Here is a 17460-nt window from a genome sequence, read left to right as displayed (position 1 = left end):
ATTAGATATAAATTTAAGCTTAGCTATAAACTCTTTATTGGTTTAACCTATATAAGCACCTCAATAACAATGCTTATTTTAGGAAGTTGGCTTCCGATGATTGTTGGAGCATTTTTTGCGTTCATATTTAAAAAAGCTTTTGTTTTAGATAAAAACCTACAAAGAAAAATTTTACTTTTTACTTTAATCCTGTTTTTTGTTAAGTCTGGTTTTGGGCAAATAAGCTTTGAGGATAAAGTGAATATTTACGATCATCATAATCTAAGTAACAAAATTATTTATGATGATTTCGACAAGGATGGAGATTTGGATATTATAAAACATAATATCGTTAATTCGAAGCATATTGTATTACAGAAAAATGAGAGTGGAAATTTTAATGCTATTCCACCAATTAAATTAGATGTAAACAAACAACCTATTCTTTCTTTAGACCTAAATAATGATGGGTATCCAGATCTAATAACTTATTATTCTTATAAGAATATTGGTGTTTTACATAACTTACAAAATGATACATTTGGCGAAACACAAAAAATCGCTGATTTTGTTGGCTCTTACACAATCGATCCCTTAAAATTTGATTATAATAAAGATGGTTTTATCGATTTGATTTTAATTGATAAGTCTTATTATAACAACGATGCATATGTGTTAATAAACAATAAAACAGGAGGGTTTCAGCCTGCTCAATTTTTGTTTTCATTAGGCTCTTCAAATTCAATTTATAAAATTGATGACATCGATAATGATGGTGATTTTGATTTTTATGTATTAGGCAGAAATGTATTAAGAATTTATTTGAATGAAGAAGATAATTTTGTCAATCCAGGCATACTACAAGCACAGTCTCAATTAAATTCTTATGTCGTAATGGACTTTGATGGAAATGGGATTAAAGATATTTTATATTGGAAAAATGAATCCTTTTGGGTGAGATATTTTGATTTTGATGAAGATAAAAATGAATTTGTTTTTTTAAAAGACGTAATGCAAGTTGAAAACATTCCTTTTTTTCCCAGCACTACTTTTTCATCGAATTTAATTCACGTTAAAAAAGAAGATAATGAAGTTTATTCCGTTTACATTGCAATAGAAACTCAAAGCAATCACTCTAATATATACAAATTTAAAATTCAAGATGGCGTGTTTGAAAAGCCACAGGTAGTATTAGAACATTTTGAGATAAATAACATGTATGATTTAGCTCAATTTAATTTTTTAGACCTCAATAACGATACCAATTTAGATTTTACTTTCACTTCAGGCCCATACGATAATGAGATTTTTATAAATAATGATATAGATGGTTCCGAAGATAAAACCATTTGTATTCAACAATTTATTTCTCCAAACGATTTTTCTATAATAGATATGAATGGTGATGGTAAAGAAGATATTTGTATAGGTACCGATAGTGGATTAGGTTATTTTGAAATAAAACCTAATAACGAATTAAGCCCAATACAACATTTAATTGGAGTACAGTCTAACCCCAATACAAACTATTATACATATAACAATATCACAGACTTCAATAATGATGGCCTTGGAGATGTTGTTGATTTTAAGAATTATAGAAATTACATTAAGTTTTATAAAAATTTAGGAAACGATAATTTTGAATTTATTCAATCTATTTCGCTTTCTGATGATTTTTTAACAACTAAAATTTCTTTTGCAGACATAGATAGCGATGGCTTTCAAGATATAATTTTTGATAGGCATAATGAAGCTTCTGGGGATAAGAGCGGATTGTATTGGATAAAAAATAATAAAGGAGTTGATTTTGGAGTATTACAGCCCTTAATTATAAGTGGTAATGTTGATAATCTTTCACCCATAACATTCGCTTATGACGATTTTAATAAGGACGGTGAAACCGATATATTGGTTTTGAATTATTATTACAAAAAGGATCAATGGATAACTGAAATAACTTTATTTGAGAATGATAATGAGCAATTTTCAGAGAATAGCTTAACCAAGTTTAATGATGGTAAATATGATAGCGGTCATCTAAAAATAAAGGATGTAGATCTAGATGGTGATTTGGACTTTTTTCTATACAATACTATTTATGATTCTTCATTTATATTTTTCAAAAATGATGGTCAAAATAATTTTGAACCAATTGTGATCGAAAATTTAAATATCGAAGACATAGAGTTTTACGATAATGATGAAGATGGGATTTATGAAATTTATGCTTGGAATTATGATAAGCCATCATACATGAATAATATTTTTTATTACACAACAACAGACTATTTAACTTTTAACAGAATCACAATTGACTCTTACAAAGCTTATTATGATAATGATGATTATAATACTAAAGGAGATTTGCTATTATACGATTATAATAACGATGGTAAACACGATTTGTTTATTGACAACTTTTCTACATATAATGGATTAGTGTCTGTTTATAAAAACGTTTCGGAAACATTAGGAGTTGAAGAAATTGAAAATAATACAAACTTAAACCAATTAAAACTATACCCTAACCCTTTTGTTAACTCACTGAATTGGAATAGCCAAGAAGGTAAATTTTATAATTTACAACTGTTTTCTCAAACTGGTAAATTGCTCTTTGAGAAAACTAACTCAAAAAACAGCTTAGATCTTTCTTCATGCACCAGTGGCGTTTATTTTTTATCTATTCAAGAAGTGAATTCTGCTAGCAAACACGTTTATAAAATTATTAAAAAGTAAATCTGTTAATTAAGATAAAAAAGCTAGCTAGAAAAATAAGCTATGAATTGTTTTGGAAAAGACACTATCCCGAAAAGTGTGTAAATTTTAAAACCTGTATACCGACAGGCAAGATTAAACAAAAAAATATCGAGAACTATAACCCTCGATATTTTTAACTTTACACACTTAGTGAGATACTACCATCAAAGACTAGCTCTCTATAATAAACGCAGAAGCTTTTAATTCTTGTTCTCTTCTAGACAACCCATATTTGTTAGCTATTACGCCCCAACTACTTACAACCTGGGTTATTTGGTTTATTATTTGTGATGCCTCCGCTGCTTCAACCCTAAAATAAGGAGCAACTTCTAAGGCTAAATCAAGATCTAAAGCATTATCGTCTTCAGATATATTTAATTTTAAACCCGTTCCCGTTTCTACGGGATTTATATCATAGGCAGGAGATAAAACCCAACCTTTATCTGTTAATAAAAAACCGTGATTTCTTAGGTGATCGTCGGTATTTGACACGCAAATACTAAAAACAATTCTTCGCCATAGTTGTTTTAAATCATTTTCTGGGCTCGCGCCATGCTTCGTGATAAAATCTACCAATTCAAGATAACTAGCTCCCGTGGAAGCATCTGTGCCATCGGTATAGCCCAATAAGGTCATTGCAGATGCAAAATGAATTCTTTCGCCCAAACTGGTTCTATCAAAACGTTTAGTTAAAAATGTATGCTGGCTACTACTAAATTTTTCAGCTTGAGAGTCTGCCATTTTAATTCCAGACTGAATAGCTAATTCGTAAATTACCATTTCCCATCCACCAATATCATCGCCATCATTTTTACTTGGGAATTTAGCAATCCATAAATGACCTTCGTTATCCAGTACACTTGCTTTTGGTCTAGCGCCACCTAAAGAAGAACCAGGAGAAACAAGCATCTGTAACCACTTTAAATAATCGGGGTCATCCAGACTATCATCATCTTCTAAACGCAAGCTTATTTGTTCTAATTCCCTTATTGATGTCCACGGCGGACTTGCCAATTCTTTATTATCATTTAAAAAAGGGCCATCTTTTTTCAATTTAAAACGTAAAGCCCCCATTCTATGTCCATCAAAAACGCCTAATAAAAAATCTGTTTCAAATAATCTATCTACTCTTCTTTCTTCTTTTCTAGCTAGTGCCGCTTCCCTTCTTTTCATAAGCACCCTACCCCAACGGTCTGGAGAAGAATCTAAAAACAACCCAAAATTCGACTTTTCATCATTCAAATATTGTACACCTTCAAACAAGCCTAAATCTGGATCAAGCTGATAGGCATAATCAGATTGCAACCAATCACTGTGATAAGCGAAAGAAAAAATTTCTTTTCCTCTTAAAGCCTCTGAATATAATTCACCAACTAATACAGGGGCACCTAACTCCAACCAATCGGCGTAAACATATATAGTCCGTTTCATTTTTAGTTTCTTTTTGGAGCGCGCTCTTTAGTTTTCAATCCTATATCTTGCAGTTTTCGACCTAGAACGTCATCTTTTGCTATGTGCAAAACGTCATTTTCCAAACCAAGTACATTTAAAACTTTAATGTAAATACCGATGCTAACAGAGCTTTTCCCTTTCTCGATAGAATATAGCGTTTTTCTACTCGTACCTGCCCGTTCCGCAACTTGATCTGTACTTAGTTTTCGTCTTAAACGTGCTAATTTTATTTGCTCGCCCATTTCTTCCAACAAACGCTCTAATTTTGGTAATAATATTGAATTATTTTTAGACATAATGTGTAATATATTATACAAATATAGTTATTTTGAGTAATATAATACTCATTATAAAGCATCTTAATTGATTTTATAAATAATCATTCTCTATTTATCTTAGCTTTTTTCATTTAAGTACAAATCCAGATGGCAGTGTAGTTATAGAAATAGTTGTACATTTAAATTTTGAGTTAGAACGTCTTATCCTAGGATTTGGAGATGCCATAGAAGTGCTGTCTCCAAAACAGTTGAAACATAAAATAATTAAGAAATTAAATGCGGCTTTATGTAATTATAAGGCTTAATTAGGTTTTATAAAATATAATTATTCTCTGTATCAAAAATATTACAGCACAAATCTTTAATATTTTAGAATTTTGGTTGTCCCCTGATTAGTCCCCTAGAAAACAAAAAACCCTGCAAACGAATAGTTTACAGGGTTTTACAATCTTAAAAAGTGGTCCCACCTGGGCTCGAACCAGGGACTTTCTGATTATGAGTCAGATACTCTAACCAACTGAGTTATAGGACCTCAAAATTGGAGTGCAATATTACTATTATTTTTAATATACTGCAAGTCTTTTTTTAATTACTTTATCTCTTGGCAAAGTTCTATTAACACACCATTAGCATCTTTAGGATGTAAAAATGCAACTAACTTATTGTCTGCCCCTCGTTTAGGCGTTTCGTTCAGTACTGTAAACCCTTCTTCTTGTAAGCGTTTAATTTCTGCTACAATATCTTCTACATCAAAAGCAATATGGTGTACACCCTCCCCTTTCCGCTCTAAAAACTTAGCAATTGGGCTATTGGCTGTGGTGGCTTCCAACAATTCTATTTTATTTTCACCGACTTTAAAAAAAGAGGTTTTAACACCTTCGCTGGCTACAGTTTCGGTCTTATAATGTGGCGTACCAAACAATTTAGCAAACAAGGCATTAGAGGTCTCTAAGTGTTTAACAGCTATACCTATATGTTCTATTTTATTCATTTTTATAATTTTATGTTAGAACTATAAATTTTACTATCAAAAGTAAGATTATCTTTAAATATCCACTATTTTTGCAACATGGAAAGTAATAGACAGAAAAAAATAGGTTCGGTTTTACAACGCGATTTGGTAGACGTACTACAAAGTGCTGCTACACAAGGGGGTATGCAAGGTATTTTAATATCGGTTTCTAAAGTAAATGTTACTGTAGATTTGTCTATTGCTAAGGTGTATTTAAGTATTTTTCCGAATAATAAGGGCAAAGAATTATTAGCAGGCATAAAATCGAATACGCCTTTAATTAGACATGAATTAGCACAACGCACTAAAAACCAATTGCGACGCATGCCTAATTTAGAGTTTTTTATTGATGATTCTTTGGAGTATATCGACCAAATAGAACAATCTTTAAAAGGTAAAGACAACCCTATTACAGATCCGGACCTTTTAGGAAAACGTAAAAAGTCGTAAGTGAATTTTCCGCTGTATATTGCCAAACGTTATTTGCGCTCTAAAAGCAGCAACAATGCCATAAATTTTATTACAATAATTGCGGCTATTGGCGTTATTTTAGGCGCTGCATCGTTATTTATTGTATTGTCTGGTTTTTCTGGTTTAAAAGACTTTACCTTACAGTTTTCTACCATTATAGACCCCGATTTAAAAGCCGTACCAAGTACTGGAAAATCGTTTATTATTACCGAACAGCAGCAGCAGCAGCTGGCGGCACTTGAAGATATCGCTTCGTTTTCCAAAATCATTGAAGAACGTGTAATCCTATCTTTCGACAACAAAAATTATCCTGCTTATATTAAAGGGGTAGATCAGAACTACAGTGTAGTTAATGCGGTAGATTCTGTTATTGTACAGGGCAGTTGGATTGCGCCAAATACTACCCAAATGGTTGCTGGCTGGGGGGTATCTAATCAACTTTCTTTAGGAGTTCTAGATTACGGAAAATCGGTTACTATTTATGTACCCAAACCCGGCACTGGGCAAATTACCTCTACCAAAAGCGCTTTTAATGCCATACACTGTATTAATGTTGGCTTATTTGATATTAACGAGACTTTAAACGATACTTATGTATATGCCGATTTAAACATTACGCAAGATCTTTTAAGCTACACACCCAATCAGGTGTCTGGCATAGAATTTAAAATGCAAGCCAATGCAGACGAAACCACAGTAAAAAATAAGCTGACAAGCATTTTAGGAAACGCTATTGTTATAAAAAACAGAGCACAATTAAACGATGCGCTTTATAAAATGCTAAACACCGAAAATTTAGCGGTTTACTTAATTTTTACCTTAGTATTAATAATAGCACTTTTTAATGTTGTTGGCTCTATAATCATGATGATTTTAGATAAAAAGAAAACCTTAAGCACCTTATTTAAATTAGGTGCTTCTATAAAAGATATTCGTAAAATCTTTTTTTACCAAGGTAGCTTAATGGCCATACTAGGTGGTATTTTAGGTATTGTATTAGGACTGATAATTGTTGGGTTACAACAAACCTTTTCGTTGGTTATGATTACGCCTAGTTTGCCCTACCCCGTAGCTATAACAGTAGCAAATATTGTAGTGGTATTTATTACTATTTCGGTTTTGGGTATTCTCGCATCTAAAGTAGCTTCTGTGCGTATTTCGAAATCGCTAATAGCACAGATATAACTTAAAGTTAAGCAAACTGATAGTCGGAAAAATCGTTTAAAACGGCATCAAACGCATCGAAAACATCTTTAGCATCATCGCTAGTAACCATTTTAGTACGATATTCTTTAAAGTGAGGAATGCCCTTAAAATAATTGGTATAATGACGACGTGTTTCGAAAACGCCTAAGGTTTCACCCTTCCAATCTATAGCCATTTGTAAATGACGTTTGGCAGCTTCTACACGTTCTTCAATTGTAATCGGTGCCAAATGCTCGCCTGTTTTAAAAAAGTGTTTTACCTGCTTAAAAAACCATGGATTTCCAATACTGGCACGACCAATCATACAGCCATCCAATCCATATTCGTCGCGCATTTTCATGGCACGCTCTGGTGTATCTACATCGCCATTTCCAAAAACAGGAATATGCATACGCGGGTTGTTTTTTACCTCAGCTATCGGTCCCCAATTGGCGTCGCCTTTATACATTTGGGCGCGTGTACGCCCATGTATAGATATGGCTTTACAACCTACATCCTGCAAACGCTCGGCCACCTCGACAATACGAATAGACTCGTGATCCCAACCCAAACGGGTTTTAACGGTAATGGGTAAATGTGTGCGTTTTACCATTTCTTTGGTTAAACTCACCATTAAATCGATGTCTTTTAATATCCCTGCTCCAGCACCTTTAGAGACTACTTTTTTTACAGGGCAACCAAAATTAATATCGATTATATCGGGTTTAGATTCGGTTACGATATCTACAGTTTGTAGCATGCTATCTAAATTAGCACCAAAAATTTGAATGCCCACTGGACGTTCCTTCTCGTAGATATCTAATTTCATGGTACTTTTGGCAGCATCACGAATTAATCCTTCACTAGAAATAAATTCGGTATACACCACATCTGCCCCCTGTTCTTTACATAAGGCACGAAACGGCGGATCGCTAACATCTTCCATTGGAGCTAATAACAACGGAAAATCTGGAAGTTCTATAGTATCTATTTTAACCAAAGCCTAATTTTTTAAGAGTGCAAAAATACTCAAAACTATAGAAATATCAACTATAGCTGCTATAGTTTTGTAAACTAGAGTTTTAAAGTTAATAAAATGATATTAAATCCTGGGAAATATTAAAATGTAATTGGAACGATTTTTTAATGATTTGAACCTTCGCCCTGCAAACGGTCTCTTTCGTTTAAATCTTTTTCTTCCTTTTCATTGGTCGTTAACTTGGTATTCCCAAAGTTATAGCGTAAGCCAAAGCGAATCCATTGATTATCAAAACGGTTATAATAAGCGTTATCTTGATTTAAGTATTTATTTTTAACCGTAAAATCTGTAGTCCTAAAAATATCGCTTGCTTTTAAAGATGCCACCCATTTACCGTTGTTGAATGCTTTTTTAACACCTAAATCTATTTGGGCTCTAGAAGACACATTTGCCGATCCGTTTATCATAGGTGTCATGTACAAAATAGATACATCTATATTTAAGCTTTGATCTTCTAACAGGCTAAAAAAGTTCATAAAATTGCTATACATCGCCCAAGTTTTGTTAGACTCTAGTGTATTACCACTTTGTACAGCATTAAAATAAGCGGTTTCGTGAAAAATAGAATTTATAAAATAAATAGACCAGACATTGGTAAGGGGCTTGTACGTCATAAAATCGAATCCAAAATCTTCCGATCTATCTAAGTTAACAGGCAAATAACTAATTTGATTGGTATTGTTTTCCTGAAACACAAGTTCCGATGTCGGATTGTCTTCGTACCTATAGTAAAGCTCAAAAGTATAGGTTTGGTTTAAGGTATACGACAACGTGGTTAAATGCGATATGGTAGGTTGTAAGTTTGGGTTACCTTGCAAATAGGTATAATCGTTAAAATAAAACTTAAACGGATTTAATGCTGAATAGCTCGGACGCTCTATACGCTTACCATAAGCGAGACCTAAACTATGATTTTCGTTAAAATCGTGAGTTATGTTTAACGTAGGAAATAATTTAAAATAATCGAAAACGTTCTTCTGATTATTGATTGATACATCGCCTTCGGCATTGGTGTATTCGCCACGTAAACCAGCAGAAAACTGCCAAGTTTCCCAGGATTTAGCAAGGCTTACATATCCGGCATAATTCATTTCGTTATATTCGAAAGCACCACTATTACCAACATCTGTAACAGGCACGCCCCCTGTTGTGTTTATTTGAAGTACATCGCTTTTAGAATCGATATGCGATAATTTTACACCCATATCTAAATTAAAAACTTGTAAAAGCATGCTATAATCTATCTGACCTGTATAAATGTGTGTGTTTTGAAGCGAAGTAACATCAAATACATTATTTCGGGTAAACTGTTGCGAATCATCAAAATACTGAGAAGTAACATCTTGTGCTCTGTCGTAATCGTAATTGGTATGATGCACGTTTACAGATAACGTGTTGCCTGACTCCGACCGATTGGTATAATCGATATTAAAAGCCAGATTTGTAGTGTTATCGTCTGTGTAATTCAACGAGGTAAAAGACGAATCTACCGCTTGGGTTTCCATTTCTGTTTTACGCTTCCAATACGGTGTTATATTTGCATTTGCCGTAAACGATAAAGTGTTGGTATCGTTAAAATCGTAATCGATATTTACATTGGCATTATGGGTTCTAGATTTTGTGGTTCTATTAATCTCATCGTGCCACTGCCCTACTTTAACACCTTGCTCTATAAAATTTACTTTACCAGAATTATACCTATCAATTTTATCTTGACTATAAGCGTAATTACCAAAAATATTTAGCTTATCGGTTTTATAAAAATGACTCATTCCAGCCTTGTAACGCGGATGAATACCTTGCGTAAAATTTCCAAAAAGGCTTCCGTTATAGCCCGTAACCAAATTTTTGCTCATTCTAATATTTATTACAGCCGAACCTTCCGCATCGTACTTTGCTGGCGGATTTGTAATAACCTCAACCCCTTGCACATCGTTTGCACTGGTACCCGATAACAATTGCTGTAAATCATCGCCTGTTAAATACACTCTTTTATTGTTAATTAAATAAATGATATTGGAGCTGTTTTTTACACTTATTTCATCATTCATAATTAATATACCAGGTGTGTTTTTTAAAACATCCAGTATGCTACCTTCGGTTAATGAAGTTTGCTCTATATTAAAAATTATCCGATCGGGTTGTTTTTTAAAAGTAGGGCGCTTACCAACAATATTTATTGCATCTAAAGTTTCGGAAGATTCTTTTAACTCTATCGCATTTAAATCTAATGAGGTATTTAATTGAAGGGGACTTGTAAATGTGTCGTAACCTATAAAACTAATTTTCAGTGTATACGCTCCTTCTGGCACTTGATCCAGACTAAAAAAACCTGTAGCGTTGGTGGTGGTTCCTTGTACTATCGATTCGTCTTGCTGAGACACCAACAAAACATTTGCAAATTCAATCGCATTGGTATTAGCATCTTTTACAAACCCTGTTACCTTAAAATCTTGCGAAAAACAACATAAATAACTAAAAAAGAGTAACAAGGTAATTTTTTGATGCATAAAGTAGGTTAGTTAGGCTTACAAACATAAAATAATTACAATTAATACAATTACGGCAAAACCACATTTTATACGTAGCTTAAATCTTACATTAATAAGCACCTAAAATATAATTTTACTCGTAGAAATCAACTATATTTGCAGATTAAAGCAAGGAATACTTTTCTTTATGAACAACATCAGAAACTTTTGCATTATAGCGCATATCGATCATGGTAAAAGTACATTAGCCGATCGTTTATTAGATTTTACCGGTTCTGTTACCGAACGCGAAAAACAAAACCAACTATTAGATAGTATGGATTTGGAGCGCGAACGCGGTATAACCATAAAATCGCACGCTATACAAATGGATTATATTTACAAAGGTGAACATTATATTTTGAATTTAATTGATACGCCTGGCCATGTGGATTTTTCGTATGAAGTATCGCGTTCTATAGCCGCCTGCGAAGGTGCACTTTTAATTGTTGATGCAGCACAAAGTATTCAGGCACAAACCATTTCTAACCTGTACTTAGCTTTAGAAAACGACCTGGAAATTATTCCTGTGCTAAACAAGGTAGATTTACCGAGTGCCAACCCGGAAGAAGTAACCGATGATATTGTAGACTTACTAGGTTGTAATCCAGAAGATGTTATTCCTGCAAGTGCTAAAACAGGTTTAGGGATAGAGGCTATTTTAGATGCCATTATCAATCGTATTCCTGCCCCAAAAGGTAATGTAAACGATCCGTTACAAGCTTTAATTTTTGATTCGGTTTATAACCCATTTCGCGGTGTTGAAACCTATTTTAGAGTCATTCACGGTTCTATTAAAAAAAACCAACAAATTAAATTCATTGCCACTGGCAAAACCTATAATGCCGACGAAGTTGGTACATTAAAATTAACACAGCATCCTAAATCTGAAATTAAAGCAGGTGATGTAGGTTATTTAATCACAGGAATTAAAGAAGCTAAAGAAGTAAAGGTTGGAGATACTATTACCGACGCTAAAGACCCAACTAAGAATGCCATTAGTGGTTTTGAAGATGTAAAACCTATGGTTTTTGCTGGTATTTATCCGGTTGATACCGAAGATTACGAAGAACTTCGTGCCTCGATGGAAAAATTACAACTTAACGACGCTTCGTTAGTTTTTAGTCCAGAAAGCTCTGCGGCTTTAGGTTTTGGTTTCCGTTGTGGATTCTTGGGGATGCTGCACATGGAAATTATCCAGGAGCGTTTGGAACGCGAATTCGATATGACGGTTATTACTACTGTACCCAACGTATCGTATCACGCCTTTACAAAAAAGCATCCTAACGATATTATTATTGTAAATAACCCAAGCGATTTGCCAGATCCGTCTGGTTTAGATCGCGTAGAAGAACCTTACATAAAAGCAACCATAATTACCAAAGCAGACTTTGTAGGTAATGTCATGTCGTTATGTATTGAAAAACGTGGTATGATTACCAATCAAACCTACTTAACACCAGAACGTGTAGAATTAAGTTTTGATATGCCTTTGGCCGAAATTGTATTCGATTTTTACGACCGATTAAAAACTGTATCTAAAGGTTATGCCTCATTCGATTATCATCCAATTGGCATGAAATCTTCAAAATTAGTTCGTGTAGATATTCTGTTAAATGCACAACCTGTAGATGCCCTTTCTGCTTTAATTCATGCCGATAATGCACAGACTATTGGTAAAAAAATGTGCGAAAAATTAAAAGAATTAATACCACGTCAACAATTCGATATTCCTATTCAAGCAGCTATTGGCGCTAAAATTATTTCTAGAGAAACCATAAAAGCACTTCGTAAAGATGTTACTGCCAAATGTTATGGTGGCGATATTTCGCGTAAACGTAAACTGTTAGAAAAGCAAAAAAAAGGTAAAAAACGTATGCGCCAAGTTGGTAATGTAGAGATTCCTCAGCAAGCCTTTATGGCCGTTCTTAAATTGAATGATTAGAGCCCTTTTATTTCTAAATTTAATAACGAAATAAGGCTTAAAAATTATTTTTTATAATAGTGACAGAAAAATAACACACTATTCGGATAATATGATTAAGTTTATAGAGTAATGCCATTTTTTACTCTATGACTATCACTCATTTAAGCGCAGAATGTTATCCCATTGCTAAAGTTGGTGGCTTAGCCGATGTTGTTGGTGCTTTACCAAAGTACCTAAACGAGCTAGGTGTAAACAGTCATGTTATTATGCCTTTTTACAATAACAACTTTACCAATTCGCATAATTTTATAACGTTACATCAAGGCGTATTACATTTAGGTGCTACACCTTACGAGTATCAAGTTTTAAAATTAAAAGATGACATTTTAGAATTTGATGTATTTTTTATTCATGTTCCAGAATTACTGTTCAAAGATTATGTGTATTCGGCATTCGATACAGAACGTTTTTTAGCGTTTCAAATAGCAGCGTTAGATTGGTTACTCTTACAAGAAAACCTAACCGACGTGGTACATTGTCACGATCATCATACAGGCTTGGTTCCTTTTATGATGCAAGAAAGCCATAAATACGCAAGTTTTAAAAATACACCCAGTGTTTTAACTATTCACAATGCGCAATACCAAGGTTGGTTTTCGCACGATTTAGTAGGTTTAATTCCCGAATTTAATTTCGATAATGTTGGGCTTTTAGATTGGTATCACGTTATCAATCCTTTAGCCGCAGCTATAAAATGCGCTTGGCGTATTACGACCGTTTCACCAAGTTATATGGAAGAACTCAGACAAAAAGCAAACGGCCTAGAAGACTTGCTACAACATGAATTTGCTAAATGTAAAGGCATTTTAAACGGAATTGACACCGAGGTTTGGAATACAGAAACAGATGCTTTTATTATTAAAAATTATACTACAGAAACTTTAGAAGCAGGTAAACAAGCCAACAAAAAATGGCTTTGCGATACCTTCAATTTAGATAGTAACAAACCTTTAATTGCTTTTATTGGGCGATTAGTGCATGAAAAAGGCAGCGATTTATTTCCAGAAGTTTTTCAGACTATTTTACAGCAACGGCAATGCAATATTTTACTACTAGGTTCTGGGCACCAAGAAGTAGAGTATCAACTTAATGCTTTTAAAGATCAGTTTACAGGACTTTACAATACCTTTATTGGATACGACGAAAAGTTATCGCATATTATATACGCTGGAGCAGATTTTTTACTCATGCCCTCGCGTGTAGAACCTTGTGGCCTTAACCAAATGTACGCTTTAAAATACGGCACTATACCTATTGTTAATAAAATAGGCGGTTTAAAAGATACCGTTAAAGACCTTTCTGTACCCAACGGATTTGGTATTTGCCACGATGGCGCTACGGTATCAGAAATATGTAATGCCATAAACCGCGCGATTTCATTTTACGGCGACCCAAAATTTAATCAAATACAGCACGACATCATGACCATAGACCACTCTTGGCATGCTTCGGCGCAAGCATATATTAATCTTTATAACTCTTTAAAACCAGCACTATGATTAATGAAGAAGTACTTTCCATTATTTTAGGAGGCGGACAAGGCTCTAGACTTTACCCTTTAACAGCAGATCGTTCTAAACCAGCGGTACCTATTGCCGGAAAATACAGGTTGGTAGATATTCCTATTTCTAACTGTATTAACTCCGATATTAAACGCATGTATGTATTAACTCAGTTTAATTCTGCTTCATTAAATAGGCATATTAAAAACACCTATCACTTTAGTTTTTTTAGTTCTGCCTTTGTAGATATTCTAGCTGCCGAGCAAACCATGTCTAACGCCAATTGGTTTCAAGGTACTGCAGATGCTGTAAGACAGAGTATGCATCATTTTTTAAGTCACGATTTTAAATATGCCTTAATCTTATCTGGAGATCAGCTCTATCAGATGGATTTTAACGACATCATTAATAAACATAAAGAAAGTGGTTGCGATATTACTATTGCCACATTACCGGTAAATGCTAAAGATGCGACTTCGTTTGGAATTTTAAAAAGTAACGAGGATAATATGATTACTTCGTTTATAGAAAAACCAAACTCCGAGTTACTAAAAGGATGGGAGTCGGAAGTGAGTGACGATATGAAAGCCGAAGGTAGAGAATATCTGGCCTCTATGGGTATTTATGTTTTTAATCGCGAATTGTTAATAGAACTGATGAACGACCCAAATACCATAGATTTTGGAAAAGAAATTATACCACAATCTATTGGCAAACACAAAGTATTAAGCTATCCTTACGAAGGCTATTGGACCGATATAGGAAACGTAGACTCGTTTTTTGAAGCCAATATTGGACTTACAGACGAGATTCCTAAATTCAATTTATACGACAAAGAAAAACGTATATACACCCACGCCCGTATGCTACCAACCTCTAAAGTGTCGTGTAAAGAATTAGATCGAGCGGTTATTTCGGAAGGGTGTATAATACATGCCGAAAAAATAGAACAATCGGTTATAGGCATTAGAACCCGCATTGGTCAAGGCTCTGTAATAATTCGCACCTACATTATGGGAACCGATTTTTACGAAACCTTAGAAGATATTGAAAAACATAAAATTGAAATATTAATTGGTGTTGGAGAGCGTTGCCATATAGAAAATGCTATTATTGATAAAAATTGCCGAATTGGAGACGATGTAACCATAAAAGGAGGAGCACATTTAGAGGATACCGAAACCGATAAATATCTTATAAAAGACGGTATTGTCGTTATTAAAAAAGGCGCTACCATACCTTCTGGTTTCGTTATTTAAACTTGTATTTATGACCAAAGTAAAACCGTTTAGCTTATTTACAGATTTCGATATCAATCTTTTTAAATCTGGAAAGCACTATAATTTATTCGAAAAATTTGGATCGCATATCTGTACCGTAGATGGCGAAACTGGTGTATACTTTGCTGTTTGGGCACCTAGTGCCAAATCGGTAGCTGTAATTGGCGATTTTAACTATTGGAATGGCAGCGAACACGAATTGTTTGTCCGTTGGGATTCCAGTGGTATTTGGGAAGGTTTTATTCCTAAACTAGGTAAAGGGTCGCTATACAAATATGCTATAATTAGCCATAACAACGATATAAAAACCGAAAAGGCCGATCCATATGCCATACGTGCAGAACAACCGCCAAAAACAGCCTCTATAGTTTGGGAACACACCGACTATACCTGGAACGATAAAGATTGGATGTCTTATCGATCGCAAAAAAACGGATTAGATAAACCTTACGCTGTTTATGAAGTTCACCTAGGTTCTTGGAAACGCAATTTAGAAGCTGGTCGATTTTTAAGCTATACCGAACTCGCTAACAGTTTAGTGCCATATTTAAAAGACATGAACTATACACATGTAGAGTTTATGCCCATTATGGAATATCCTTACGATCCGTCGTGGGGCTATCAAATTACGGGCTATTTTGCGCCAACATCGCGTTACGGTACACCACAAGACTTTATGGCTTTAATAGACGCTTTTCATCAAGCGGATATAGGAGTGATTTTAGATTGGGTGCCCTCCCATTTTCCTTCCGATGCACATGGTCTAGGCTTTTTTGATGGCTCTAATCTATACGAACATCCCGATCCTAAAAAAGGATATCACCCCGACTGGGAAAGTTTAATCTTTAACTACGAGCGTGCCGAAGTCCGCTCCTTTTTAATAAGTAATGCCATATATTGGTTAAAATACTATCATGTAGATGGCTTACGAGTAGACGCCGTAGCCTCTATGATATATCTAGATTACTCCAGACAAGATGGCGAATGGGAACCAAACGAATTTGGAGGCAACGAAAATTTAGCTGCCATATCGTTTTTAAAAGAATGTAACGAAGCCATCTACAACACCTTTGAAGGCGTACAAACCATAGCCGAAGAATCAACAGCCTTTACTGGTGTTACCAACAAAGTAGAATATGGCGGTTTAGGTTTTGGTATGAAATGGATGATGGGCTGGATGCACGATACGCTTAATTACTTTAAAAAAGATCCTATTTACAGAAGCTACCATCAAAACGATATTACTTTTAGTTTAGCTTATGCTTTCTCCGAACATTTTATGCTTCCAATATCTCACGACGAGGTCGTGTATGGTAAAAATTCGGTGTTAGGACGAATGCCTGGCGACGAATGGCAACGCTTTGCTAATTTACGCTTACTTTTTGCCTACATGTACACACACCCAGGAAGTAATTTAATGTTTATGGGTACCGAATTTGGGCAATATAACGAATGGAATTTCCAAAGTAGTTTAGATTGGAATTTATTAGATTTTATACCTCACCAACAAACACAGTTATTTATAAAATCGCTAAATATTTTTTATAAAAATAATCCCGCTTTATACGAAAAGGCATTTAGCCAAGATGGGTTTGAATGGATAAGCTACGACGATCATAAAAATGCAGTAATGTCGTATATTCGAAAAGGACACGACACCCAAAACGATGTGGTAGTCGTTTGTAATTTTACCCCTGCTATGCATCAAAATTACAGCATTAGTTTACCTAGAACTGGCAGTTTAATTGAAACTTTCAACTCCGACCATTCCGACTTTGGAGGTAGTGGTGTTAATAATCCTAAAGCTATAAAAGCCAAAAAGAAATCCTGGAACGGAAAACCGTATTCGGCAAGCATTACCATACCGCCTTTAGCAGTAACTGTATTTACATATATCAGCAAAAAATAATTATAAAATATTGATTTTTAATTATTAATCATTACTTAATTCAAAAAATTAGGAATTATTTTTATTAAAATGTAA

The 17460-nt window shown here is 34.2% G+C and carries 13 protein-coding genes and 1 tRNA gene; 8 read left to right on the top strand and 6 right to left on the bottom strand.

Annotated features, from left to right (window positions below; all coding sequences use genetic code 11):
- The first annotated feature begins 69 nt into the window (after positions 1-69).
- Positions 70-2718, top strand: a complete 2649-nt coding sequence (locus ACR9EA_RS16940; RefSeq protein ID WP_435135683.1) for a T9SS type A sorting domain-containing protein — start codon at positions 70-72, stop codon at positions 2716-2718.
- A gap of 192 nt (positions 2719-2910) precedes the next feature.
- On the opposite strand, the gene ACR9EA_RS16935 is transcribed toward ACR9EA_RS16940, so the two are convergent.
- Both ACR9EA_RS16935 and ACR9EA_RS16930 read right to left on the bottom strand, forming a co-directional pair.
- Positions 2911-4170 (bottom strand): type II toxin-antitoxin system HipA family toxin, encoded by a 1260-nt coding sequence (locus ACR9EA_RS16935; RefSeq protein WP_435135681.1) that lies wholly within the window; start codon positions 4168-4170, stop codon positions 2911-2913.
- A gap of 2 nt (positions 4171-4172) precedes the next feature.
- Entirely contained in the window at positions 4173-4487 is a 315-nt protein-coding gene (locus ACR9EA_RS16930) for a helix-turn-helix transcriptional regulator (RefSeq protein ID WP_435135679.1), read from the bottom strand.
- Positions 4488-4579: 92 nt separating this feature from the next.
- Between ACR9EA_RS16930 and ACR9EA_RS16925 the strand changes: the two genes are divergently transcribed.
- Complete coding sequence (locus ACR9EA_RS16925; RefSeq protein ID WP_435139914.1) at positions 4580-4774, top strand: WYL domain-containing protein; 195 nt, start codon at positions 4580-4582, stop codon at positions 4772-4774.
- 153 nt (positions 4775-4927) lie between these two features.
- Here the strand turns inward: ACR9EA_RS16925 and ACR9EA_RS16920 are convergent.
- A tRNA-Ile gene (locus tag ACR9EA_RS16920) sits at positions 4928-5001 on the bottom strand.
- 57 nt (positions 5002-5058) lie between these two features.
- The gene (gene mce / locus ACR9EA_RS16915; RefSeq protein ID WP_435135677.1) at positions 5059-5460 is read right to left on the bottom strand and encodes a methylmalonyl-CoA epimerase; all 402 of its coding nucleotides are present in this window, start codon (positions 5458-5460) and stop codon (positions 5059-5061) included.
- 78 nt (positions 5461-5538) lie between these two features.
- Here mce and rbfA point away from each other — a divergent pair, with 78 nt between their 5' ends.
- The gene (gene rbfA, locus ACR9EA_RS16910) at positions 5539-5931 is read left to right on the top strand and encodes a 30S ribosome-binding factor RbfA (protein ID WP_435135675.1); all 393 of its coding nucleotides are present in this window, start codon (positions 5539-5541) and stop codon (positions 5929-5931) included.
- Positions 5932-7137 carry an ABC transporter permease gene (locus ACR9EA_RS16905; RefSeq protein ID WP_435135673.1) on the top strand — a complete coding sequence of 402 codons (1206 nt, stop codon included), beginning with the start codon at positions 5932-5934 and terminating at the stop codon, positions 7135-7137.
- A gap of 7 nt (positions 7138-7144) precedes the next feature.
- On the opposite strand, the gene dusB is transcribed toward ACR9EA_RS16905, so the two are convergent.
- Both dusB and ACR9EA_RS16895 read right to left on the bottom strand, forming a co-directional pair.
- Positions 7145-8137: a tRNA dihydrouridine synthase DusB gene (gene dusB, locus ACR9EA_RS16900; protein WP_435135671.1), complete on the bottom strand. Its 993-nt coding sequence runs from the start codon at positions 8135-8137 to the stop codon at positions 7145-7147.
- 143 nt (positions 8138-8280) lie between these two features.
- Positions 8281-10686 (bottom strand): TonB-dependent receptor domain-containing protein, encoded by a 2406-nt coding sequence (locus ACR9EA_RS16895; protein ID WP_435135669.1) that lies wholly within the window; start codon positions 10684-10686, stop codon positions 8281-8283.
- 169 nt (positions 10687-10855) lie between these two features.
- Here ACR9EA_RS16895 and lepA point away from each other — a divergent pair, with 169 nt between their 5' ends.
- From lepA to glgB, 4 genes are all read left to right on the top strand, one after another.
- On the top strand, positions 10856-12652 hold the full coding sequence (gene lepA, locus ACR9EA_RS16890) for a translation elongation factor 4 (RefSeq protein ID WP_435135667.1): 1797 nt from the start codon (positions 10856-10858) through the stop codon (positions 12650-12652).
- 128 nt (positions 12653-12780) lie between these two features.
- Positions 12781-14193 carry a glycogen synthase gene (locus ACR9EA_RS16885; protein ID WP_435135665.1) on the top strand — a complete coding sequence of 471 codons (1413 nt, stop codon included), beginning with the start codon at positions 12781-12783 and terminating at the stop codon, positions 14191-14193.
- Positions 14190-15455 (top strand): glucose-1-phosphate adenylyltransferase, encoded by a 1266-nt coding sequence (locus ACR9EA_RS16880; protein WP_435135663.1) that lies wholly within the window; start codon positions 14190-14192, stop codon positions 15453-15455. The genes ACR9EA_RS16885 and ACR9EA_RS16880 overlap by 4 nt, the downstream gene beginning before the upstream one ends.
- A gap of 10 nt (positions 15456-15465) precedes the next feature.
- Positions 15466-17385, top strand: coding sequence for a 1,4-alpha-glucan branching protein GlgB (glgB, locus tag ACR9EA_RS16875; RefSeq protein WP_435135661.1), 1920 nt, complete (start codon positions 15466-15468; stop codon positions 17383-17385).
- Positions 17386-17460: the final 75 nt, after the last annotated feature.

The sequence above is a fragment of the Formosa sp. A9 genome (assembly GCF_051200825.1).
In the GTDB taxonomy this organism is placed as follows: domain Bacteria; phylum Bacteroidota; class Bacteroidia; order Flavobacteriales; family Flavobacteriaceae; genus Formosa.
Note: the sequence above shows the minus strand (reverse complement) of the source record. Positions and strands in the feature narration are given on the sequence as shown.